Source organism: Erythrobacter sp. F6033, from assembly GCF_023016005.1.
Lineage (GTDB): Bacteria > Pseudomonadota > Alphaproteobacteria > Sphingomonadales > Sphingomonadaceae > Erythrobacter.
Genome location: NZ_JALKAZ010000001.1, coordinates 973,155 through 995,710 on the forward strand (window position 1 = coordinate 973,155; position 22,556 = coordinate 995,710).

26 protein-coding genes are annotated in these 22,556 nt (G+C 57.1%); 16 read left to right on the forward strand and 10 right to left on the reverse strand.

Going from position 1 to position 22,556, the window contains the following annotated elements; translation table 11 throughout:
* Nucleotides 1-37: 37 nt before the first annotated feature.
* From MWU39_RS04500 to MWU39_RS04525, 6 genes are all read left to right on the forward strand, one after another.
* Nucleotides 38-1,354 carry a serine hydrolase domain-containing protein gene (locus MWU39_RS04500; RefSeq protein WP_247158778.1) on the forward strand — a complete coding sequence of 439 codons (1,317 nt, stop codon included), beginning with the start codon at nucleotides 38-40 and terminating at the stop codon, nucleotides 1,352-1,354.
* Entirely contained in the window at nucleotides 1,354-2,265 is a 912-nt protein-coding gene (gene nudC / locus MWU39_RS04505; protein WP_247158779.1) for an NAD(+) diphosphatase, read from the forward strand. The genes MWU39_RS04500 and nudC overlap by 1 nt, the downstream gene beginning before the upstream one ends.
* 13 nt (nucleotides 2,266-2,278) lie before the next feature.
* Nucleotides 2,279-2,965, forward strand: coding sequence for a DsbA family oxidoreductase (locus MWU39_RS04510; RefSeq protein ID WP_247158780.1), 687 nt, complete (start codon nucleotides 2,279-2,281; stop codon nucleotides 2,963-2,965).
* 1 nt (nucleotide 2,966) lies between these two features.
* The gene (locus MWU39_RS04515) at nucleotides 2,967-3,881 is read left to right on the forward strand and encodes a DUF1295 domain-containing protein (RefSeq protein ID WP_247158781.1); all 915 of its coding nucleotides are present in this window, start codon (nucleotides 2,967-2,969) and stop codon (nucleotides 3,879-3,881) included.
* 86 nt (nucleotides 3,882-3,967) lie between these two features.
* Complete coding sequence (locus tag MWU39_RS04520) at nucleotides 3,968-4,465, forward strand: cytochrome c (RefSeq protein ID WP_247158782.1); 498 nt, start codon at nucleotides 3,968-3,970, stop codon at nucleotides 4,463-4,465.
* A 9-nt stretch (nucleotides 4,466-4,474) separates the two neighbouring features.
* A complete protein-coding gene (locus MWU39_RS04525; protein ID WP_247158783.1) occupies nucleotides 4,475-5,146 on the forward strand; it encodes a cytochrome b/b6 domain-containing protein in 672 nt (223 codons plus the stop codon).
* 3 nt (nucleotides 5,147-5,149) lie between these two features.
* Here MWU39_RS04525 and MWU39_RS04530 read toward each other — a convergent pair whose 3' ends face one another.
* The 3 genes from MWU39_RS04530 to mgtE are packed head-to-tail and all read right to left on the reverse strand — an operon-like array spanning nucleotide 5,150 to nucleotide 7,603.
* Nucleotides 5,150-5,710 carry a hypothetical protein gene (locus tag MWU39_RS04530; RefSeq protein ID WP_247158784.1) on the reverse strand — a complete coding sequence of 187 codons (561 nt, stop codon included), beginning with the start codon at nucleotides 5,708-5,710 and terminating at the stop codon, nucleotides 5,150-5,152.
* Nucleotides 5,711-5,725: 15 nt separating this feature from the next.
* The gene (locus MWU39_RS04535) at nucleotides 5,726-6,121 is read right to left on the reverse strand and encodes a DUF1489 domain-containing protein (protein ID WP_247158785.1); all 396 of its coding nucleotides are present in this window, start codon (nucleotides 6,119-6,121) and stop codon (nucleotides 5,726-5,728) included.
* A gap of 30 nt (nucleotides 6,122-6,151) precedes the next feature.
* Nucleotides 6,152-7,603, reverse strand: coding sequence for a magnesium transporter (gene mgtE, locus MWU39_RS04540; RefSeq protein WP_247158786.1), 1,452 nt, complete (start codon nucleotides 7,601-7,603; stop codon nucleotides 6,152-6,154).
* Nucleotides 7,604-7,713: 110 nt separating this feature from the next.
* Here mgtE and MWU39_RS04545 point away from each other — a divergent pair, with 110 nt between their 5' ends.
* The 9 genes from MWU39_RS04545 to MWU39_RS04585 all read left to right on the forward strand — a co-directional run bounded on the left by MWU39_RS04545 (nucleotide 7,714) and on the right by MWU39_RS04585 (nucleotide 14,966).
* Entirely contained in the window at nucleotides 7,714-8,175 is a 462-nt protein-coding gene (locus MWU39_RS04545) for a peptidylprolyl isomerase (protein ID WP_247158787.1), read from the forward strand.
* Nucleotides 8,175-8,519 carry a hypothetical protein gene (locus MWU39_RS04550; RefSeq protein ID WP_247158788.1) on the forward strand — a complete coding sequence of 115 codons (345 nt, stop codon included), beginning with the start codon at nucleotides 8,175-8,177 and terminating at the stop codon, nucleotides 8,517-8,519. The genes MWU39_RS04545 and MWU39_RS04550 overlap by 1 nt, the downstream gene beginning before the upstream one ends.
* A 9-nt stretch (nucleotides 8,520-8,528) precedes the next feature.
* Nucleotides 8,529-9,476, forward strand: a complete 948-nt coding sequence (locus MWU39_RS04555; RefSeq protein WP_247158789.1) for a hypothetical protein — start codon at nucleotides 8,529-8,531, stop codon at nucleotides 9,474-9,476.
* Nucleotides 9,477-9,510: 34 nt separating this feature from the next.
* On the forward strand, nucleotides 9,511-10,845 hold the full coding sequence (gene miaB, locus MWU39_RS04560) for a tRNA (N6-isopentenyl adenosine(37)-C2)-methylthiotransferase MiaB (RefSeq protein WP_247158790.1): 1,335 nt from the start codon (nucleotides 9,511-9,513) through the stop codon (nucleotides 10,843-10,845).
* 130 nt (nucleotides 10,846-10,975) lie between these two features.
* Entirely contained in the window at nucleotides 10,976-12,028 is a 1,053-nt protein-coding gene (locus tag MWU39_RS04565) for a PhoH family protein (RefSeq protein WP_247158791.1), read from the forward strand.
* An 87-nt stretch (nucleotides 12,029-12,115) separates the two neighbouring features.
* Nucleotides 12,116-12,415 (forward strand): hypothetical protein, encoded by a 300-nt coding sequence (locus MWU39_RS04570; RefSeq protein WP_247158792.1) that lies wholly within the window; start codon nucleotides 12,116-12,118, stop codon nucleotides 12,413-12,415.
* 120 nt (nucleotides 12,416-12,535) lie between these two features.
* The gene (ybeY, locus tag MWU39_RS04575; protein WP_247160305.1) at nucleotides 12,536-13,024 is read left to right on the forward strand and encodes an rRNA maturation RNase YbeY; all 489 of its coding nucleotides are present in this window, start codon (nucleotides 12,536-12,538) and stop codon (nucleotides 13,022-13,024) included.
* A gap of 91 nt (nucleotides 13,025-13,115) precedes the next feature.
* The gene (locus tag MWU39_RS04580; protein ID WP_247158793.1) at nucleotides 13,116-13,988 is read left to right on the forward strand and encodes a hemolysin family protein; all 873 of its coding nucleotides are present in this window, start codon (nucleotides 13,116-13,118) and stop codon (nucleotides 13,986-13,988) included.
* Nucleotides 13,989-14,081: 93 nt separating this feature from the next.
* Nucleotides 14,082-14,966 (forward strand): LysR substrate-binding domain-containing protein, encoded by an 885-nt coding sequence (locus tag MWU39_RS04585; RefSeq protein ID WP_247158794.1) that lies wholly within the window; start codon nucleotides 14,082-14,084, stop codon nucleotides 14,964-14,966.
* A 12-nt stretch (nucleotides 14,967-14,978) separates the two neighbouring features.
* On the opposite strand, the gene MWU39_RS04590 is transcribed toward MWU39_RS04585, so the two are convergent.
* The 7 genes from MWU39_RS04590 to MWU39_RS04620 form a co-directional block, all read right to left on the reverse strand.
* Complete coding sequence (locus MWU39_RS04590) at nucleotides 14,979-15,923, reverse strand: lysophospholipid acyltransferase family protein (protein ID WP_247158795.1); 945 nt, start codon at nucleotides 15,921-15,923, stop codon at nucleotides 14,979-14,981.
* A complete protein-coding gene (locus MWU39_RS04595; RefSeq protein WP_247158796.1) occupies nucleotides 15,923-16,351 on the reverse strand; it encodes a Fur family transcriptional regulator in 429 nt (142 codons plus the stop codon). Before MWU39_RS04595 ends, MWU39_RS04590 begins: the two co-directional genes overlap by 1 nt.
* A 147-nt stretch (nucleotides 16,352-16,498) precedes the next feature.
* Nucleotides 16,499-16,933 (reverse strand): MucR family transcriptional regulator, encoded by a 435-nt coding sequence (locus MWU39_RS04600; RefSeq protein WP_247158797.1) that lies wholly within the window; start codon nucleotides 16,931-16,933, stop codon nucleotides 16,499-16,501.
* Nucleotides 16,934-17,053: 120 nt separating this feature from the next.
* The gene (locus MWU39_RS04605; RefSeq protein WP_247158798.1) at nucleotides 17,054-17,524 is read right to left on the reverse strand and encodes a GNAT family N-acetyltransferase; all 471 of its coding nucleotides are present in this window, start codon (nucleotides 17,522-17,524) and stop codon (nucleotides 17,054-17,056) included.
* The gene (tsaB, locus tag MWU39_RS04610; RefSeq protein ID WP_247158799.1) at nucleotides 17,521-18,144 is read right to left on the reverse strand and encodes a tRNA (adenosine(37)-N6)-threonylcarbamoyltransferase complex dimerization subunit type 1 TsaB; all 624 of its coding nucleotides are present in this window, start codon (nucleotides 18,142-18,144) and stop codon (nucleotides 17,521-17,523) included. The genes MWU39_RS04605 and tsaB overlap by 4 nt, the downstream gene beginning before the upstream one ends.
* A 37-nt stretch (nucleotides 18,145-18,181) precedes the next feature.
* Nucleotides 18,182-18,790 carry a malonic semialdehyde reductase gene (locus MWU39_RS04615; protein ID WP_247158800.1) on the reverse strand — a complete coding sequence of 203 codons (609 nt, stop codon included), beginning with the start codon at nucleotides 18,788-18,790 and terminating at the stop codon, nucleotides 18,182-18,184.
* 26 nt (nucleotides 18,791-18,816) lie between these two features.
* Nucleotides 18,817-19,398: a NifU family protein gene (locus MWU39_RS04620; RefSeq protein WP_247158801.1), complete on the reverse strand. Its 582-nt coding sequence runs from the start codon at nucleotides 19,396-19,398 to the stop codon at nucleotides 18,817-18,819.
* A gap of 128 nt (nucleotides 19,399-19,526) precedes the next feature.
* Between MWU39_RS04620 and MWU39_RS04625 the strand changes: the two genes are divergently transcribed.
* Nucleotides 19,527-22,541, forward strand: a complete 3,015-nt coding sequence (locus MWU39_RS04625) for an insulinase family protein (RefSeq protein WP_247158802.1) — start codon at nucleotides 19,527-19,529, stop codon at nucleotides 22,539-22,541.
* Nucleotides 22,542-22,556: the final 15 nt, after the last annotated feature.

The following is a 22,556-nucleotide window of genomic DNA, read 5'->3' on the forward strand; positions in this document are numbered from 1 at the left end:
CAAACAGACGTCAAGCAGATCCCGGAGAGAGACCCCAATGGCCTACCGCACTTTCGATAACCCTGAATTCTCACGCCGCTCGCTGTTCCGTGGCGGCGGATATGTTGCTGCGGGAGCCGCGCTTTCGACGCTACCATTTGGCCGAAGTGCATTTGCGCATGATGTCAGCCAATCGTGGCCGACTGTGGCCGCATTGGCCGACAAATATGTATCCGAGCGCAAAGTCGCGAACCTGTTTCTGACGTTCGGCTGGGGTCAGGAAGATCACGCGCACACAGTTGGTGGCGGCACTTTATCGCTTGGCGGCTCCACAGTGGTGGATGAGAATTCACTCTATCGCATATATTCCATGACCAAGCCGATCACTGGCATGGCGATCATGATGCTGATCGAAGACGGTCTGCTGAGCATGGATCAGCCGCTGCATGATGTCATGCCCGCGTTTAAAGACATGCGCGTACTGGTCGACCGTGAAGGAGCGCTGGACGACACCGTTCCGGTGAAGACGCCGATCACGATGCGTCATCTTCTGACCCACACAGCGGGACTGGGTTACCTGATCACAAGCAAAGGGCCGCTGCTGGACGCCTACCGTGAAAATGGTCTGGTTGGGGGACGGGTAAGCCGCATTCCAATCCCGGGCATTCCAGTTGTCGAGCCTGCACCGAACCTTGAGGTTTGGGCGGACCGGCTTGCGACCTTACCGCTGGAATTCCAGCCGGCGACCAAGTGGAGCTATTCGTGCAGCATCGATCTGCTCGGGCGGGTGATCGAAGTTGCTTCGGGCAAGGATTTCGAGACCTTCCTTAAAGAGCGCATTTTTGAGCCATGCGGAATGGACAGCACGTGGATGACTGTTCCCAAAAGCGAAATCTCGCGCATGACTGACAATTACGGCATTCTTGGCAGCATGCCGCTGCCGATCGATCCTGCGGTCGCAACGATCTATACCGACGCGCCGAAAGTGCCGTCGGGCGGGGGCGGATTGGTGTCTTCGCCAAAGGATTATGACCGCTTCCTGCGCATGCTGCTGGGTTATGGCATGCTCGGTAATGAGCGTGTGATGGCAGAAGAAACTGTGCGGGTGGGTGTGTCTAACCTGATACCGGAAACCGTCGATCTCACTGGAAGCTGGATGGTCGGGCAGGGCCACGGAGCAGGCGGACGCTCGATCAATGGCACATTTGGATGGGGCGGCGCGGCTGGAACCATCGCAGCGGTGGATTACAAGCTTGGACTGCGTTCGGCATTGTGGACGCAATATATGCCGACCGAAGCCTTCCCGATCAGGGATGAATTCCTCGCGGCGCTTGAAGTCGATCTTACGGCAATGCGCGCTGACAAGGCCGCTTAATGAGCTTGCAGTCTTTGGCTGACGCCCCGATCGCGTTTTCCGGCTCGCCGATCGACCGCGCGGACAATATCCGCGTCGATCCCGATGCGCTTGCCGGGCATATGAACTGGCGTGCGCGGGTTCTCAAACTCGACGGTCTTATGCCGGACATTGACGAAGCAGGCGGGCTTATCTGGGGCACTTTGGCCGACGTTGATCCGGAAGCAGAGCTGGTGTTTCTCGGCCTTCTTGATGACAAGGCATGCTTTGCGCCTGTGCCCGCCGTTGGCGATGTCGGCCCGGCCTATGCGATGCCGCGCGTTTGGCAGGTCATGCAGCTCCTTCGCCCCGATGATCTCGCCATTTATGGCGGTGCGCGAAGTCTGGTCGACTGGCACGCAAGGCATCAGTTTTGCGCCAAATGCGGGACACGCACAAATCTGACGAAGGGCGGCTGGCAACGCGATTGCAAACCCGAAGCCGAGGGTGGTTGCGGTGCCCAGCATTTCCCCCGGACTGATCCCGTCACGATCATGTTGGTCGAACACGAAGACAAGCTGCTGCTCGGTCGCCAACCGCGCTTTCCTCCGAAAATTTTTTCAGCCCTCGCTGGATTTGTGGAACCGGGCGAGACAATCGAAGAAGCGGTTGCGCGTGAAGTTTGGGAAGAGGTGGGCATAAAAGCGCGCGATGTGACCTATATCGCCAGCCAGCCTTGGCCATTTCCAAGCCAATTGATGATTGGATGCCATTCGTTCGCAGACGATCCCGAAATTACGCTCGATGAAACCGAGTTGGACGATGCGCGTTGGTTTACGAGAGAGGAATTGGATGATGCGCGGCGCGCAGGCCCCGGCGGCAACGAGCATCTGATCTTCCCGCAGAAATATGCCATCGCGCATCACTTGGTCACATGGTGGCTCGATAAATAGACTGGCTGGACACATGACCGACACACTCACCATCGACATCTATTCCGACGTAATGTGCCCATGGTGCGCGATCGGATATGGCCAATTGCAAAAGGCTCTGGGCGATCTGGATGGCGAGATCGATGCGGAAATCCGCTGGCGTCCGTTTGAACTCAATCCTGACATGCCCGTCGACGGCGAGGAGCAGGAAGCGCATCTTCAGCGCAAATATCGCCGTTCTGCCGAGGAAGGCGCCGCCGTTCGCGGACAGATGAAGGCTATTGCCGAGGAGGCGGGGGTCTCGCTGGTTTATGAGGGCGGAGAAGACCCGGCGCCACCTGCGATGATGTGGAACACGCGCGACGCACACAAGCTGCTCGGCTTTGCACTGGAGCAAGCTGGTCCGCAGGTGCAAACGGAGCTCAAATTGGCGCTGTTCAAAGCCCATTTCAACGAGCGCAAACGGATCGGTGAGCGTGATGTGCTCCTCGATATCGCCGCCAGCGTGGGCTTACACCGCGAGGCTGCAAAAGCGGCGCTTGAGGATCCAGAACTCGAAGCGCGCGTTGTGGCTGAAGAACGGCAGGCGTGGGACCTCAATATTTCGGGTGTTCCCGCGATGGTCGTGAATGGCAAATTTATGATCCCGGGGGCGCAGGCACCGGAGACATATGTGAATGCGCTGCGCCGTGTGGCGGAGAAAAGCAGGGAAGCGAGCTGAAATGACCGAAGACGACGCAGCCACCAAAATCGCAAAATCCGGCGGAGGCGCCGCGAAGAGCCTGATGGTTGTCGCGATAGTAACCGCTATCGGCTTCGCATTTTCATGGTTTCTCGGCAGCCAAAGCGTCGAGCTGAACGGGTATTCCATCGTCTTTTTGTGCGGCGTCATCGCTTTTGCCGTCAACTGGCTGGCCTATATTCCTTCGGCGCTCGCTCAGACGGACAAGTTTTACGACACGATGGGCGCTGTTACATACCTGTCCGTGACTGCATTTGCCTGTTTGATGTCAGGCCCGCTTGATCTGCGTGCGATGGTTGTCGCCGCCATGGTCGCGATCTGGGCGCTTAGGCTGGGGTCATTCCTGTTCATGCGTATACGGCGTGAAGGCGGCACGGATTCCCGATTTGAGAAGATCAAGGTCAATCCGGCCCGTTTCCTCGTCGCGTGGACCCTGCAAGCCGTTTGGGTGATATTCACCGCGGCTGCCGCGCTTGTCGCGATTACCGCGAGCGAGCGTATTGAAATCGGGATTTTCTTCTGGGCAGGCGCAGCGATCTGGGTGCTTGGTTTTGCTTGGGAAGTGATCGCCGATCGTCAGAAAAAAGAATTCAAGGAAGACCCGTCGAGCAAGGGCGACTTTATCAATGTCGGCCTGTGGCGCTGGTCGCGTCACCCGAACTATTTTGGCGAGATTACGCTTTGGACGGGCATCCTCGTCATAACGCTGCCGTTGCTATCGGGCACAGCATGGTTGGCGGTTATCTCTCCGTTGTTTGTCACATTGCTGCTCACGAAAGTCAGCGGCATCAATCTGCAGAACAAACAAGCCGAAGAGCGCTGGGGCGATGATCCGGCGTATCAGAAGTATCGCAAGAACACGCCCGCACTGATCCCGATGCCGCCGAAGGGGTAAGGAACTATTTTTGGCGCGCTCGGTTGGAAACGCAGGTGGGAAAAGATATTCTTGCCAGTGATCCCTTCACTCCCAGGAGCCTCACCATGAATGCACTTCCAAAATTCCGTCTTTTTGCAGCCACTGCCACGCTTGGTCTGCTGGCTGCTTGCGGGGGTGAGGCACCTGCCGATGACACCGCAACTGCCGGAGCGGAAGAGCCCGCAGTTATTGATGAGCGGCAGGCGAATTTCGAGGGCATCGGTGATGCTTTCAAACTGATCCGTAGCGAGCTGGAAACCGGCAATCCAGACGTGGTCGCGATTGAAAACGCCGCGACAGACATGAACGAGCGATCGCAGAAGATTGCCGGTTTTTTCCCTGAAGGCACCAGCGTCGATGATGGTTTCGATACGGAAGCGCTGGCCACAATCTGGGAAGACAAAACAGGGTTTGAGTCAGCTGCACAGGACCTTACCGATGCCAGCGCCGAGATGATCACAATTGCTGCGAGCGGCGATACTGCGGCTGTCGGCGAGCAGGTCAAAGCTGTGGGCGGCACCTGCAAGGGTTGCCACGACAAGTTCCGTCTCGACGACGACTAAAGCGCGACTATGGCGAAAGCGCCAACCCGCCTGATCAAAGTATGGGACTTGCCACTGCGTCTGACGAAATGGAGCTTCGTCGGGCTGGTGGCGGCGATGTGGTACACGGCAGAAAACTCGCTTTGGTACTGGCACACACGGCTGGGCATGGTGCTGTTCGCGTTGCTGATCTTCCGGATCATCTGGGGATTTATTGGGACACGAACAGCGCGCTTTCGCCAGTTTGTGCGCAGCCCGCCGGCCGCACTCGCCTATCTTCGCGGTAAGGAAACCGGCTTTACTATCGGCCACAATCCGCTCGGTGCGTTTGCGGTTCTGGCTTTGATTGCAGTGATGCTGGCACAGGTCATGATGGGGCTGTTTGCAGGCGATCCCTATGACGGAGCAACTGGTCCGCTCAATTCGCTGGTTGGCGTGATGACGGCGGATACGATCACCGACCTACACGAGGATTTCCTGTGGGTCGTGCTTGGCATGGCGGGCCTGCACATCATCGCGGTTAGCATCTACACATTCATCAAGCGGGCTAACCTGATTGGCCCGATGATCACAGGAAAGCGTGAAGAGCTTGGTAGCGTCGAGGGGATAGAGGCAGTGCCGTGGGGCAGGGCAGCGATTGCCTTCGCGGTTTCTACAGGCCTAGCATTATGGATATGGCTGGGCGCGCCGCCTTTGACGTGAGAACTATTCTCTCCAATCAGTCCACTTTTTGTAAGCCAACCAGAGGTAGGAAGTGAGAAAGGCGCCACTTGCAATGAGCCAACCCCAGTCCGCAAAACTTTCGGGGCCGTGGTACCAAGAGAAGCCGAATATCCCGCCGCTGATGACCAAAACAAAAATCACAAGATACCACGGAACAGCCTCATGGGCTGCCTTGAGAACTGCTTCCCTGGATCGCGGTGGGCTGTGATCGGGTCGGCCTTTTACCAGTCTCCTCGGAGCAAATGAGTTCCAGAAAAGCCAAATCATTATCAATACTACAAGGGCAATTGTCAGCATCGAATTGAACCAGTCAGGCAAGTCGACACTGGTGTCAAAGACTGTGGCGATCAACAGACTCGCTAAGACAAAGCCAATCATGCCCCAAAAACGGCGTCCTTTGGCGGTACTTTTCCAATCACGCAGCAATTGATCGTATTCGGCAGGGGTGACCAGTTTTCCTCCGCTTTTCGTCGAAGGGTAGTAGATGTATCCGTCCTCAACGGGATCAAATTGATTTTCGAAGGCCTCAACCGGATCAATCACGGACAGCGTTCCCCTTTATATCAACCCAAGCCGTTCCAACTTCGCCGCCATTTTGCCCGGCAGCACATCGCCCACTTCCTCGCCATCGGCCAGATCGCGCGGGGCGTCTTCGTCTTTCAGATAGCGCCATCCTTGATGCGCGCGTTTGCGCTTTTGGTGAACGCGGACAAGTTCGGGTTTGAGATTGATGTTCCAGCGGCCCTCGTCGGTTTCGGTGAAGCTTAGAATTTCTGACCGCGCGACGAGCGAATGGTTCAATATCCAATACAGCGACCCGCCAATCATCTCTTCGTGACGGGTAGGGCGGTATTTCGTTGTAAGCCGTTTGGGATTGGGGCTGTTCTCATACCAACCGGCGAGGTCGGCCCAGCTTTTCGCGCCAAACGCGATTTTGGTCATGTGGAGCGGCATGGGTTCAAGATAGGGCGTAGCGCAAAGGGCTCAACCCATACTGACCAGCCCGCTAACAACTGCGAGGCCCAGAAACGCGAAAAAGCCCATGGAATCGGTGATCATGGTGACGAACACCGAAGATGCGACCGCCGGATCCTGATCCAGACGCTCGAAGATCACTGGCACCAGCACGCCGGCAAGGCCCGCCACCGCGATATTGATGATCATCGCAGATGCGATCACCACGCCCATCATGGGGGAGAAGAGCACGGCTGCGGCAATCCCGATGAGCACCGCGACCGTCGCTCCGTTTAAAACCGCAACGCGAAGCTCTTTCCAAAGGATTTTGCGCGTGTTGGCGCGGGTCAACTGATTGGTCGCGATCGCACGGACAGCCACCGCCATTGTTTGAGTGCCCGCATTGCCGCCAATGCTCGCGACAATCGGCATCAGCACGGCGAGCGCGACCAATTGTTCGATTGCGCCGCCAAAGAACGCGATGATCGCCGATGCGACCACTGCGGTGCCAAGGTTCGCGATCAGCCAGCGAACGCGGCTGGAATAAGCTTCGCGGATCGGCTCGTTAATGTCGCCATCGCCCGCACCGGAGAGCAGCAAGGCATCCTCGCCTGCCTCTTCGGAGATAATGTGGACGATATCATCCACCGTCATCTGACCGACCAAGCGCCCGCTATCATCCACCACGGCGGCGGAGATCAGCGCGTATTTTTGGAACATCAGAGCGACCTCTTCCTGATCCATGCTGACAGGGATCAGGGTTTGATCCCGCTTCATCACATCGGTCAGAGCGACACTGCGCGGCGTTGTAAGAATCCAGTTGAGCGAACACGTACCCACCGGATGATGTGATGCATCAATCACAAAGACTTCGAAGAAATCGTGCTCCAGATCGCCTTCTTCGCGCAGATAATCGATCAAATCGCCTACGGTCAGATGTTCAGGCACCGCCATCACGTGGCGGTTCATCAATCGCCCGGCGGTTTCCTCTGGATAGGCGAGTGCAGAATTGACCGCCGCAGCAGTCTCCGGTTCCAGCTCGGCGATGATCGCCTGCTGGTCTTCCTCGTCAAGATCTTCGAGCAGCTGAACCGCGTCGTCGGTTTCCAGCTGTTCGGCGATGGTCGCGACAGCTTCCGGCTCCAGCGCCTCCATCATCACTTCGCGGACGTGATCGTTGAGCTCGGCGACCACTTCGCTGGTCATCAAATCGGTAATCGCGGCGGCAAGCTGCGCGCGATCATCGCTGTCGAACAATTCGATCAAATCGGCGGTGTCGGCAGGGTGCAGCGGCTCGACCAGCTCGTAAACCGCGCCCTTGTCGCCCGCTTCTAGCGCATCGCGAACGCCGCGCACATATTCGGGCTTCAGCCGGTTTTCTTCGTCGTGACGTTCGTCATCGATCCGGTCATCCGGGCGCACTTCTTCCTCGGCGGGGTCAACCACCAGTGTTTCTTCGTCGAGGGCGCTCTGATCGACCATGATTGCGGGTTTAGAGTCGCGAAATCGAAAAGCAAGGAAAGGCGTGACTTATGGGTGACTCGCGCAATCAAAACCGTTAGGTCGGCGCCCAATTCAAAGGAGATTCAACCATGGCAGACACACTCACATTCACGCTCGACACCGGCGATGGCGAAGGCAAAGACGTAGTCATCACACTGCGCCCAGACCTCGCGCCTGGCCACGTTGCGCGCATCACCGAACTGGCCAGCGAAGGCTTTTACGATGGCGTGGTTTTCCACCGCGTGATCCCCGGCTTCATGGCGCAGGGCGGCGATCCGACCGGCACCGGCATGGGCGGCAGCGATAAGCCTGACCTGAAAGCGGAGTTTAACGCAGAGCCGCACAGCGAAGGCACCTGCTCGATGGCCCGTTCGCAAATGCCGGACAGCGCCAACAGCCAGTTCTTCATCTGCTTCGAAGACGCAGAATTCCTCGACGGTCAATACACCGTCTGGGGCCAAGTTAAGAGTGGCATGGAACACGTCCACGCTCTGCCAAAAGGCGAGCCACCTGCGCAGCCGGGCAAGATTGTTAAGGCGACCGTGGCCTAATGATTAGGGCAGGCATTGGCATCAGTGTCATTGCCTGCCTATCGGCTTGCGCCGACCAAAGACCGCCAATCGTTTTCGATGGACAGACTGATCGGTCTAAAGACGGCGTCGTCAACTGCCTCGAGAAGCAGTCCGTTTTTGAGCCCCTCACTTACGTTGATACACAGGCTTGGGGAGTGCCCCCTGACTCGCGCTCATACTTCATGCGCAATGACTTAATGGTCCAATTCACGCGTTACAGCGATGAAATTGAACTGATCAGAGTGCGGGCGAGCCGTGAACTCACCGATGCGGAAAAGGATGCGCTTAGCCGCTGCGCCCCGTATCCTGACTTTCCTGTTTGAGGTTTCGGCATGTTCGACATGATGCTTTCTCGCCAGATTTTCGTCGCTTTCGTGATCCTAACCCTCTCTGCCTGCGCCACATATCCCGACATCTCCCAATCGCGCTCGCCGTGCCGGATGGAGCCGGGCGGGTGGTGTGAATTTGTGCGGGAGGCTGCGGTGGATGCCTATCCCTATGCCATCGCTGCGACCAACACCTATATCGGTGATGATGATCTTTATGGGAATATCGGCCTGAACCTGGTCCCCGTCGACCGGCTGGAAATTGCCGAAGAAGACGCGCGCAAGGGCTTTGATTACCGCATTTTTGAACAATACGCGCCCGGCAGCAAAGATGATCCTGATCGCAAGCCGATTGCGCGCATTCTTGCCTTTCGCGGGACCGATTTCGACGGGCTGACCGATATTTTTTACGGCACGTTGCGCAATGACCAGATCGAAATTGCGCTCAAATATTTCGAGCTTGAGATGGAGCGTCTGGGCAATGATCCTGGCTGGGTCGTAACCGGCCATTCACTTGGCGGCGCGCTCGCCACCGAGGTCTCGGCAAAATATCCCGCAGTGCGGGCATACATGTTCAACACGTCGCCATTCTACAACGCGGATTCGATGACGAATGACACCTATCGCACGGTGTTTAACGAGCGCGGCGAATTGCTGCGGCGGTTTTCCAAATACAGCGCGCCGCCCGCCGCCGACGTTTTCACGCTGAATTGCGCGCCGCAAAAGGGCACTTTTACCAAGCATAAGATCAGGCCGCTTGCCGACTGCATTACATGGATCGCCGCCTATGCGGACAAAGATGCAAAGGCGATTGTGGATGCCAACAAGCTTAAAAAACCGATGGTCGAATGCGGACCGGACGACAAAGTGCATCCGGGCACAAACCCGCCCTACATCGAGCCATGCGTGCACCAGGCGCGGCGTGCGAAATCAGAGAATGGCAACTCCAATTGAACCCGCGCGCCAATCCAGCTAGACGCCCGCCATCATGAAACCTACCAATCCTCCCAAGACCTACCGGGTCAAAAGCTTCGGCTGCCAGATGAACGTCTATGATGGCGAGCGCATGGGCGAGCTTCTTGATGAGAAGGGCCTGAGCGCGGCGCCTGAGGGTGAGGACGCCGATCTGGTCGTGCTCAACACCTGCCATATCCGCGAGAAAGCGGCGGAGAAGATTTACTCCGACATTGGCCGTCTAACGAAAGGCAAGACGCAGAAGAAAGCGCCCATGATTGCGGTGGCTGGTTGTGTCGCTCAGGCAGAGGGCGAGGAGATTATGACTCGCGCGCCTGCCGTTTCGATGGTCGTCGGGCCTCAGGCGTACCACCGCTTGCCCGATATGCTGGACAAAGCAGTTGCGGGTAAACGCGCAACAGATACGGACATGCCCGCTATCGCGAAGTTTGACAGTCTGCCAACCCGCAAACGGCGCTCTCCAACTGCGTTTCTGACGGTGCAGGAAGGGTGCGATAAATTCTGCACCTACTGCGTTGTGCCTTACACGCGCGGTGCGGAAATTTCCCGTCCTTTCAGTCATTTGGTGGATGAAGCGCATAGGTTGATCGAGGCAGGCGCTCGCGAAATCACTCTGTTGGGCCAGAATGTGAATGCGTGGTCTGGCGAGGACACAAAGGGACACAAAGTGGGCCTGGCGGGCCTGATCCACGCTCTTGCGAAGTTGGATGGCCTTGAGCGTATCCGCTACACTACCAGCCACCCGAACGACATGGATGACGCGCTGATCGCGGCACATGGCGAAGTCGATAAGCTCATGCCGTATCTCCACTTGCCGGTGCAGTCGGGCAATGACCGCGTGCTGAAAGCGATGAACCGCTCGCACACCGCAGAAAGCTACCTCAAGTTGCTGGAACGGTTCCGCGCAGTGCGCCCCGACATTGCTCTCTCGGGTGACTTTATCGTCGGTTTCCCCGGCGAGACCGAAGCGGAGTTTGAGGACACGCTGAGCATCGTTGACGAAGTGCGGTACGCGCAGGCTTACAGCTTCAAATATTCACCGCGCCCTGGCACTCCCGCAGCGACAATGGACAATCAAATCCCTGTCGAAGCGATGGATGATCGTCTCCAGCGCCTGCAAGCGCGTCTGAACCGTGACCAAATCGGCTTTAACGAGGCGAGCGTGGGCAAAACCTGCGATGTCCTGGTCGAGCGCAAAGGCAAGCTTCCGGGCCAATGGCTGGGCAAATCACCATGGCTGCAATCGGTCTGGTTCGAAGGCGAAGCAGCGATTGGCGATATGGTCAGGACCGAACTCGTCGAAGGGCGGGGCAGTTCTATGCAGGGCCGGTTGATCGGCTCCAATTAATTGGCACCGTGCGGGCATAGCGTCCCGCTCACACGACTATCCACCGTTTCTCTCAAGGGACTAGCTTGCTTTCGTCCCTCGGCTGCTTACCTTTCCGACTCAGGCAACAGGCCAATTCGCAAAGGAACCTATGGGCCGCAGACCAACACGCGCATCCGATCAAAAGGGAGAGCCACAGCTTTCCCCCGATCCCCGTAACATTACTCCGCTGCGCCCGTCTCGGCGCGCCAAGGCAGAAGTAACCTTTGATGATCAATCGCTGCTCGGGCCGCTTTTTGGCGAGTTCGATGCCAATCTGGTGCAGGTTGAAAATCGTCTGAGTGTGATGATCCACGCGCGCGGCGATCAGGTTGTGATCGAAGGGCCGGAAGACAACGTCGCCAGAGCGCGCGAAACGCTCAAAACGATGTATGACAGGCTTGCCCAGGGGCAGGATCTGGATGCAGGTGCGGTGGAGTCCCTGATTGCCATGTCCAACGAACCCACCCTGGAAGGGATCATCAGCGGCGAAAAAGAAACGCCGCCGATCATGATCCGCACGCGCAAGAAAACGATTGTGCCGCGCTCTGCCGCGCAGATCGAATATATGCGCAGCCTTGCTCGCGATGACATCATCTTCGCTCTGGGTCCGGCTGGTACGGGCAAGACATATATCGCAGTCGCTCAGGCGGTTAGCCAGCTGATCAGCGGCAGCGTTCAGCGGCTGATCCTTTCCCGGCCTGCGGTGGAAGCGGGCGAAAAACTCGGCTTTCTACCCGGCACCGAGAAGGAAAAAGTCGATCCGTATTTGCGGCCGCTCTATGATGCGCTCAACGATTGTATGCCGCCCGAACAGGTGCAGCGCCGGATCGATAGCGGAGAGATCGAGATTGCGCCGATTGCTTTTATGCGCGGGCGGACGCTGGCGGATGCCTTTGTGATCCTGGACGAGGCACAGAACACCACCAAAGAGCAGATGAAGATGTTCCTCACCCGTTTTGGCCAGAACAGCCGGATGGTTGTGTGCGGAGACCCGCGTCAGGTCGATATTCCGGGCGGTGTCCGCTCAAGCGGGCTGAACGATGCGGTCGAGCGGCTCGAAAATGTCGATGGCTTCGGCACGATCCGTTTCAGCGCAGCAGACGTGGTGCGCCACCCGATTGTGGGCCGTATCGTCGAAGCGTATGAGGGCGAGGGCGCTTAGTCGGCTAGCTGGCCACGCAGGCACAATGCTGACATTCTGCTGGCGACCCAGTTGCAGTCATTAGTCATAACTTGCTATTTAAACCCCATGTGGCTCCCGCTCATCATGTTCGTAACGACCGCGGTGGCGGGAGGAGTGAGCTATTTCTCATGCGGGAAGGCAGTCCGTGCCATCGCTCGAATAGCAGCATTGTTTGCCTGTCTCTTCGTTCCATTCATATTCTACACCATCTGGTTCGCGCTTCTTCCGGGTGACGGCGACGACTTTTGGGTTTGGTGGATGACCGGTCTGGTAATGCTTTCGCCAGTATTTGCTGCGTGGATGGTTGGCACGCTGAGCGGTGCTCTGCTTGCCGCAAAAGCCAAATCAGTTTCACAATGGCAATAACGGAAGTGAAGCGGGAAATTCCCGCTTCCCACCCCAAAACGAGACATCGGTATGACCATTACCGCCTCCCTTTACCCGCCATTCCCAGCCTATCCAATCATCGCTAAGGCGGAATGCATCATGCAACTTGATATCGACATTGAAAGTTGGCCGGGAGGAGAGTGGGAGGCGCTTGCCGAGCGCGCTGCGGAGGCGGCAGCCGGCGGCGAACCGGCGCTTGCCAATGAGCGCCTGTGTGTCAGCGCTTTGTTCACGTCTGATACCGAAGTTCACACGCTGAACCGCGAATGGCGGGAGCGGGACAAGCCTACCAATGTACTCAGCTTTCCGATGCTGGAACGTGATGAGCTGGCTGATCTCGATCCAGACGGTCCGCCTGTTATGCTCGGCGATCTGGCGCTTGCCTTTGAAACCTGCGCCCGTGAAGCCGAAGAAAAAGGCATCACGCTGGCCGATCACGCAGCGCATTTGATCGTACACGGCTTGCTGCATCTGGCAGGTCACGATCATGTCCATTCCGACGAACAGGCCGACAAAATGGAGGCTTTGGAGATCACTATACTTGCCAAGATGGGTATCGCGGACCCATATGGTGACCGTGATCAATAAGGAGTAATCACAGAGGGCCATGCCCGATTCCCAATCCCCCGCTGGAGACGCGGAGAGTAGCAGCGGCGTCCTGAGCAACCTCGGGTCCGCCATGCGCAAAATTCTGAAAGTCGGTGACGGCGACCGTTCCTTGCGTGAGCAGCTTGAGGAAGCGATCGACGAGCACGAAGACGAGAACGAAGACGATGACGCGCCGGAAAACGGTGGCGGCAATGGCGACTTATCGCCGGTAGAGCGGCAAATGCTGCGCAACCTGCTGCATTTTAGCGAGCACGATGCAGATGATGTTGCTGTTCCGCGCGGCGAAATTGTCGGCGTAGAAGCGTCAATCAGCTGGGATGATCTGGTCAAAGCCTTCAGCGAAAACGGCCATTCGCGCTTGCCTGTCTACCGCGAGAAGCTCGATGATGTGATCGGGATGGTGCATATCAAAGACGTGTTTCCCTTTCTGGCGAACGGGACGGAGCCACCGCGCGATTGGACTGTGCTTATGCGCCAGCCGCTCTATGTGCCTCAGGCGCGCGGCGCGCTAGATGTGCTTGCCGATATGCGTTCGCGCAGGGTGCATCTTGCCATCGTATTGGACGAGTTTTCAGGCACAGACGGCATCATCACAATTGAGGATCTGGTCGAGGAAATCGTCGGCGAGATCGAGGACGAACACGATGAAACGCCGGAAGCTCTGATTGTCCCCATCGGTGACGGCATGTGGGATTGTGACGCGCGCGCCGAGCTGGATGATATTGCCGAAACCATCGATCCGCGACTGGCCGAGGTCGAAGAATCGGTCGACACACTTGGCGGACTGGCTTTTGTGCTCGCCGAGCAAGTGCCACCCATCGGCATGATCGTGGAACATCCCAGCGGCTGGCGGATTGAAGTCACAGCAGGCGATGAAACCCACGTAAAGCGTCTCCGCCTGCATGCTCCGGCAACATCAGAACTTGCGAACGACTTGCAGTAATCGCACTTAAACGAACTTTTTTTCGTTTTTCCTTCGGTTTTTTGCATCCAAAATCTAGCTCAAGCGTATCTCTTCGTAGAAGAGGAGTTTCCCATGCCGTCACGTCGTCTGCCCCCTTTGCGCGCTCTTGAAGCGTTCATGCGCACCGTCCGCTTGGGATCAGCGCGCGCAGCTGCGGAAGAGATCGGGCTTAGCCCGTCTGCTCTTTCGCGGCGGATCACCAACCTTGAAGAATTCGTAGGCAAGAAACTGTTCACGCGGGCGCGGCAATCGATGCAGCTCACCGATGAAGGGCAGGCATTTTACGAGGCGGTAAACCCGCATCTGGAATCGCTGACTCGCGCGGTCGAAAGTCAATCTGACAACATTTCGCTGCTGCGTCTGCGGCTGGGTGTTCTACCGCTATTTGGCAGCCAGCGCCTGTTCCCCCGCCTTGGCGAACTGCGCAAGCGCCACCCGCTGCTGCATATCGATATCGACACTGGGCCCCATCTCGAAGACCGTGTCGGTGACACTCTTGATGCGGCGATCATTCTGTCGCGCGGACCGGCTTCCGGGCTTCACGCGGTGCGCCTGGACCACAATCTCGTCCACGCAATCTGCAGCAAGGAAATTGGGCGGATCGTCGGCGAGGATATTGATCGTGAAGCGCTCGAAAAGCAGACTTTTCTGACTCACACTGAGCTCCCGGAGAGTTTCGAAGCGTGGAAAAAGGCGCATGACCTTGCTGATCTCGATCCGGCGGCAATTGATCATTACGATTCAGGCCAACTGATGCTTGAGGCCGCTGCACAGGGGCTGGGCATCGCGATCATGCACGACGATCATATGCGACGCGCGGCGGATAACCGGCTTACAGATCTATCGGGTGTGACGGTCGAGAGCCCGTACAGCTATTGGTTCGTGTGCAAGCCAAGCTCGCTTGAGGCCCGCCCTGTGCGCCTGTTTCACGACTGGTTGGTGCGCGCCGGCCTTTAAAACGCTGCGCTGTTAAACTTCGGCGTCGTTTGGTACTTCGATACGGGACTTTCCGACGCCAACGGCATCGGCAGGCGCATCGTAGCGGATCGGCGGCACATCATGCGCGAATTTGCGCACGGGCTTGCCAAGAGCTTCCTGCAGAGCATCCTCAATCCGGCGGCGTGACTCCGCACCGATAGCTTTGCGCCCGCGAAAATCTGCGGGACTGAACGGTTCAAGAAAGTGGACATGAAGATCGAACGTGCCGCGCCGTGCGAGCACCCGTTTCGCGTTGTTGAGGCCGCTTTCATCGCCAACCCAGCCGATCCATTCGGCAACAGGTCCGTAATCGAGCAGCACGGGTTGAACCATGACGCCGGGCGGAGGTGGTTCAAGCACGCTGAGCATGCTTGTCTTGAACGGCAGCAGTGAGTGTCCGTCTGTCGTTGTGCCTTCAGGAAAAACGGTGACAGACCAATTGTCCGCCAGTGCTTCTTTGAGCGCATTGATCTGCTCGGCGACGCCCAGACGGTTTTCCCTTTTGACGAATACGGTGCGGTTCAATGATGCGAGCCACCCGACCAAAGGGGCCTGCGCCAATTCCGCCTTGGCCACAAAGGCGGTGCCGCTTGCTCCTGCGAGAGAAAGTATGTCGAGCCAAGAAACGTGATTGGCCACATAGAACACGTCGCGTTTCAGGTGCGTGCCATGCGTTTTCACCTTCGCACCCGAAATCCTTCCGGCAAAGCGCAGAAACAGCATGGGGAAGGGCGAGCCGTATTTGAATACGCGGTAGAGATAGTGGAGCGGCACAAAGACCAGCATCAACGCCAGAAGAGCCAGAGACCGGATAATAACCCGCATCCAACCTGCGGCTGAGATCGGGGTCGTTTCGCCCCGCGCGGCGCCAACGCGAAGTTCCCAAACCTTGCTCTGGGAGGCGTCGATGCCATGATCCGCGGGGTTATCGGGCATTATGTGTCCTTATCGCGCGAAAGCCGCACGCCGTAGAGTTCCATGCGGTGATCAACGAGGCGGTAGCCGAGCTTTTCAGCGATTTGACGCTGAAGCGATTCAACTTCTGGATCGACGAATTCGACGACTTTGCCAGTTTCCACATCGATCAGATGATCATGATGCGCCTCTGGCACCGGCTCATAGCGGGATCGGCCATCGCCAAAATCATGCCGGTCGAGAATGCCGGCCTCTTCGAACAGGCGAACGGTGCGATACACAGTTGCGATTGAAATCTTGGGATCCACCGCAGAAGCGCGCTCATGCAAAAGCTCGACATCGGGATGGTCGTCGCTTTCTGACAGGACCTTTGCGATCACCCGACGTTGTTCGGTAATCCTCAGGCCTTTTTCGGCACATAATTGTTCAAGATCGATCTTTTGATTCAAGAATAACTCCGTCGCCATACAGGCCATTTCGCGCAAAGCGCATCAGCCCAAAAAGAAAGCACCCCACCTCTTAGACGAGACGGGGTGCTTTGCTCAAGCAGGCAAGCACGCTCACCCCCAGCGGGATGGGCGCTCACTATCGCTCAATTACTTTTTCTTGCGACCGCGGCCCGATCCAGGCTTACGACCAAGGCCGATTTTCTTGGCCAAATCGCGGCGTTTTTCCGCGTAGTTCGGGGCAACCATCGGGTAATCCGAAGGAAGTTCCCAGCGCGCGCGGTATTCTTCTGGAGTCATGTCGAAATTGGTACGAAGGTACCGTTTCAGCATTTTTAGTTTCTTGCCGTCTTCAAGGCAGACAATATAGTCCGGCTTGATCGAAGCACGGATCGAAACCGCTGGCTCTGGGCGTACTTCTTCAGGTTCAGCATTTTCGCCGAGAGCTGAAAGGGCGGTGAATACATTTGTGATCAGTTCCGGCACGTCATCAACTCGCGTGTCGTTGTTGCTGACATGAGCAGCGACAATGTCGCTTGTCAGCGTGATGAGCGTTTCCTTCATTTCGATTTCTAAGTCTTGCATGAGTTCCTCGATTCTTTTTTTATAGCTCGGATTTTTCCGATTATTTGCTCATGAACCACGCTCCCTACCTTTGCAAGATGGGTTTCGTGTTTTGCTCAATTTTAAGTGGATTGCGGCAGTCTAAAGTGAGTGACCGAAAGTAATAGCGTCAACTCGACTGCCATCTATCATCAAGTAATAGTTAGGCCTTTTGCCAATAGGCTTAAATCCTGTCTTGCGGTATAGATGTTCTGCAGGGTTTTCTCGTCGCATCTCAAGAAAAATGCGCTTTGTCCCTCGGGCCTTAGCCGCCTCGAACAAAGCATTGACGAGTTTTTCGCCTAGGCCGCTGCGCCTGCTCGACGGGTGTACAGCAATAAGCAGCAATTCCTCCTCGTCAGCGGCGTGCCGGGTCATAACAAAGCCCGCAGCAGCGCCAGTTTCAGGCGTTTCGATTAGAGCGCCCTCATTGTCGATCAAAATGGCGTGGGTGCTCGGCATAGTCAGCGCATCGCTGACTTGCCTCCGGTTCCATGCCTCGCCGAATGCCGGATCGAATGCGGCTTCCATCACTTCCATGATCCGATCGACGAGATGAGGGCAGGGATTCATTTGGGTGTGGCCATTGATTGCGGTTTGGCATCCGGCGCGCGTCCGTAAATCGGGTTAAGCACTGCCGTAAGCTGGCCATTATGCAACAGGCCGACCGCGCTGGCATCTGGCAAAATATCAATTGCCGAGCGGCCATCTGCCAAACGGTTCGCAAAATCCGCTGCACGATTGCCCGCGATTTGATCCAACGCCCCGCGTTGCACCGCCGCATCGGGTGTCAGGGACTGGAATGCGCCATCATTCGTGCTTCCATCAAAATCAGCAACGAACCACTCGCCGTGACCGCCATTCATACAAACTGTCACGCTTCGTTCGGAAATTTGACGCGCCTGCGCCGCGATCAAAGCCAATGTCGGATAGCCAAACACTTGTGCATTCCAAGCAAAGCCCAGCGCGCGGGCAGTGGCAATGCCGATGCGCACTCCTGTGAAGCTGCCTGGACCAAGCGAGACAAGAATTTGGTCCGCGCGGCCTTTGTCCGGCAGATCCGCAATCATCGGTACGAGACGTTCGGCATGGCCGCGACCGAGCACGCGGTGATCACGGGCGATTAACTGATCGTCCTCAAACAAGGCGACTGAGCAAGCTTCGGTGGCTGTTTCGATTGCGAGAATGCGCATAATCAGGCCGATGCCTTAGCCAGCGTCAGCCTGCAAGTCAGACGATAGAATTGAACTTCTCGAAATCAGGGCGTGGGCTTCGATCAAAGATGCTCTCAGGATCGCCGTAACCGATCGAGCAGATAAAATTCACACGGTGACGCGGAGCATCGCCAAAGAACGCTGCATTCACTTTGTCCGCATCAAAGCCTGACATTGCGCCGCAATCCAACCCGACCGCGCGTGCGGCGAGCATCAGATAGGCACCTTGCAATGCTGAGTTGCGGAATGCGCCTTCTTTCCGCCCTTCTTCATCGCCATCGAACCAGCTTTTCGCGTCCGTATGCGGGAAGAGCCACGGCAGTTCTTCGTGAAAGTCGATGTCGTAGCCGATAATGGCGGTGGCAGGCGCAGCGAGCACTTTGCTGTCATTCCCTTCCATTACACATTCGGCCAGCTTGGCCTTCTGTGCTTTCGACTTCACCCAGACAATCCGCGCAGGCTGCATATTGGCAGAGGTCGGTGCCATCTTCAGCAGATCATAAATTTGGTGAAGCTGTTCATCCGAGACGTCTTTATCGAGCCAGCCATTATAGGTGCGCGCGTCATTGAACAGCTGACCGAGAGTTGCATCGGACAGGACGTTGTCGTGGTATTGAATGGTCATGGAAGTCCCTGAAATTGAGAGAGTGTTTAAGCTGCTCTGACTTCAACGACTTCGGGCACATAATGTTTCAGCAGATTTTCGATGCCGTGCTTCAGCGTCGCTGTGCTTGATGGACAGCCAGCGCATGCGCCCTGCAAGGTCAGGTGTACGACACCATCGGAAAATCCGCGATACGCTATGTCGCCGCCATCGCCAGCCACAGCCGGTCGGATGCGGGCTTCGAGCAGTTCCTTTATGGCGGCAATCGTGTCGGCGTCTTCGGCCTTATCTTCGACCACCAGTGCATCCGTCTCTGCTGGCACATTGATCCCGTCCGCGGTGCCGCCGACAAATAAAGGGGCCTCGGAAACAAAATGATCGAGCAGGATCGATACCACTTGCGGCTTCAATGCAGACCAATTGCTGCCGGGAGCCGCAGTTACTGTCACGAAATCCCGTCCGAAGAAGACGTTTACAACTTCGCCAGTGTCATAGATCGCCTGCGCCAGTGGACTGGCTTCGGCAGCTTCGGGCGAAGCAAATTCGCGCGTACCAGAGGGCATAACGGTCTGGCCGGGCAGAAATTTGAGGCTCGACGGGTTCGGAGTCGTTTCGGTTTCGATAAACATAATCGCTAAATAGGGATGCCTCAGCCCGCCGACAAGCAAGCTCTGCTCGTAGATAGGCAAGCGATCATTCACTATCCCTTCAGACCTTGCGCGTTTATAGCATTGTTATGAAAGCCCCCATTACAGCTATGTCACGCGCCGCTTGCGGCCTTTTCCTTGTCGCTGCGCCGATTGCGCTTGTGCCTTCCGCCATCGCTCAGGATACGCCTGCACAGGCTGCCGCGGCTGAGGTTCCAGCGCCCCAGGCACTGCAAAACAATGGCGAAGTCCCATGGCTTTACGAAGACAGCGACGTTCCGGTTGATAGGGAATGGCTATTTGGCGAGATGGATAACGGCCTGCGTTATGCTGTGCGCCGCAACGGCGTTCCGCCTAATCAGGTTTCTATCCGTGTTCGCGTAGATGCAGGCTCGCTGCATGAGCGCGAGTGGGAACAGGGCTATGCGCACTTGCTCGAACATATGCTGTTCCGTGAAAGCAAATATTTGGGGCAGGCAGAAGCAATTGCCGCGTGGCAACGCCTTGGCGCGACTTTCGGAAGCGACGCGAACGCCGAAACGAGCCCGACGCACACGGCCTATAAGCTCGACATTCCCGATATCGACGCGGCCAAGCTGTTAGAAAGCTTCAAACTGCTTTCAGGGATGATCCGTGAGCCTGTAATCAATGAGGCCAATGTCGAGGCGGAACGCCCGATTGTGCTCGCTGAAAAACGTGAGCGGGGCGGCGCGGCTCAGCGGATTGCCGATCTGACCCGCACTACGTTTTTCGCCGGGCAGCGTCTTTCGACCCGTAGCCCGATTGGCACGGTCGAAACCTTACAAGGCGCAACCGGACCTAAGGTTCAGGACTTTTATGAGCGCTGGTACCGACCGGAAAACACCGTCATCGTTGTCGCCGGGGATGCCGATCCGATGGTCCTTGCCGGATTGGTCGAACAGTGGTTCGGCGATTGGCAGGGCACCGGCGAAGCGGGTGTTGCGCCCGACTTTGGCGATCCCGTGGCTCCCCAGGGAACCGAGCGAGCGGCGGGTAGCGGGTGGCCGATTGGCGAGCTTGCCGTGGGTGTGGAGCCCGATCTGCCGCGCAACCTTACCTATGCGGTGATGCGTCCATGGCGCAAAGTCGAAGACACGATTGTCTATAATGAAGGCCTGCTGCTTGATGCGGTGGCTCAGGCGATCATCAATCGCCGCCTCGAAGAGCGCGCGCGGGCAGGGGGATCATACCTCTATGCGCAGACGCAGCAGGACGATGTGTCCCGATCAACCGATATGACTTTTGTCACATTTGCACCTCTGACCAGCGACTGGAAAGCTGCGCTGTCTGATGTGCGAAGTGTAATTCAGGATGCGATCAACAGCCCGCCGACGCAGGAAGAGATTGACCGTGAAGTTGCGGAATTCGAAGTCGCCTTCGTCAATGCGGTCGAGACCGCCAGCGTCGAGGCCGGATCGAAACTCGCAGACAATCTGGTGAACGCAGTCGATATTCGGGAAACAGTCGCCTCGTCCGAGACGGTGCTCCAAGTGTTTCGAGGAATGCAGGATCGCTTCAACCCCGATGAAGTGCTGACCCGCACTAAGGCGTTGTTCGAAGGCGACGTTGTCCGTTCGGTCTATGTCACGCCTGCCATTGGCGAAGCCGATGAGGGCGCTCTCAAGCTGGCTCTCGCGAGCGAAATCGAATCTGACAGCAGCGCGCGTCTGGCCGCCAGCACCATTTCTTTTGACGAGCTGCCAGCGGTTGGCACTCCGGGGACTGTGGTTCAGGAAAAGAGCCTCGATGTTCTCGGCATCGAACAGATTGATTTCGACAACGGTGTAAGGGCGCTTGTCTGGGCCAATGATGCGGAGCCGGGCCGGGTAACGGTTCGCGTCCGCTTCGGTTCGGGTTATCGCGGCTTTGACGAAAGCACCGCTGTCTATGCGCCGCTTGGCGAAATGGCTTTGGTCGGATCAGGCCTTGGCGAGTTGGGCCAAAGCGACATTGATCGGCTCGCAACAGGCCGAAAGCTGGGCTTTGACTTCTCGATCAGCGATGCGGTGTTCACCTTTACGGCGCAGACCCGTTCGTCTGATGTCGAAGATCAACTGTATCTGTTCGCCGCAAAGCTCGGCATGCCGCGTTGGGATGCCGATCCGGTTATCCGCGCAAAGGCGGCGGCTGAGCTGAGCTATAAGACATTCTCGACCAGTCCGGGCGGCGTCATCAATCGCGATCTCGATTTCCTTGTGAATGACAAGGACCCGCGCTTTGCGACGCCCGATCCCGATGCTTTGAAGACGGTTACGCCCGAGGGCTTCCGTGAGGTTTGGGAGCCGCTGCTGACCGAAGGACCGATTGAAGTTCTCGTGTTCGGCGAATTTGACCGCGATGCAATCGTCGAAAAGCTGCGCACGACATTCGGTGCGCTTCCACGGCCAAATGCGGTTCAGCCGGATGTAGCGGCACGCCTGCCGTCTTTCCCGCAGGACACGGCAGCGCCTACTGTTCTCAATCACCGCGGCGATGCCAATCAGGCTGCTGCTGTTCTGACATGGCGCAGCGGCGGCGGAATGAACCGCATTCGCGAATCCCGTCAGCTCGAAATTTTGGTTCAAGTGTTCAACAACCGGCTGCTCGAGGCGCTGCGTGAAAAAGCCGGGGCAAGTTATTCGCCGCAGGTCTTTTCTGACTGGCCAGCCGACCTCCCCGCAGGTGGCACGATCACAGCCTATGCGCAGTTCGAACCGAGTTTCGTACCGATCTTCTTTGCCGAAGCCGAACGCATCGCCAAAGGTCTATCGACCAACCCGCCGACACTTGACGAGCTCGCCCGGGTAACTGAGCCGTTGTCACAGCGTATCAGACGGGCATCGACCGGGAACCAATTCTGGCTCTACAATGTCGAAGGCGCGACCACCGATCCTCAACGTGTTGCCAATCTGCGCACGCTGCTGGCCGATTTCTCGCGCACCAGCACCCAGAATATGCGGTTCCTCGCAGACAGGTATTTCGGCTCGGCCACGCCGTTTAAACTCGCGGTCATTCCGGAAGGTCAGGAATTAGCCGATCTGCCGGCGGATTATGTACCGAGCGAGCTGCCAGAAGCGCCTTCCGTCGTCGAAATTCCGCCTGCCGTGCAGTCAGTCGGACGATAGTGATGCGCTAAAGCG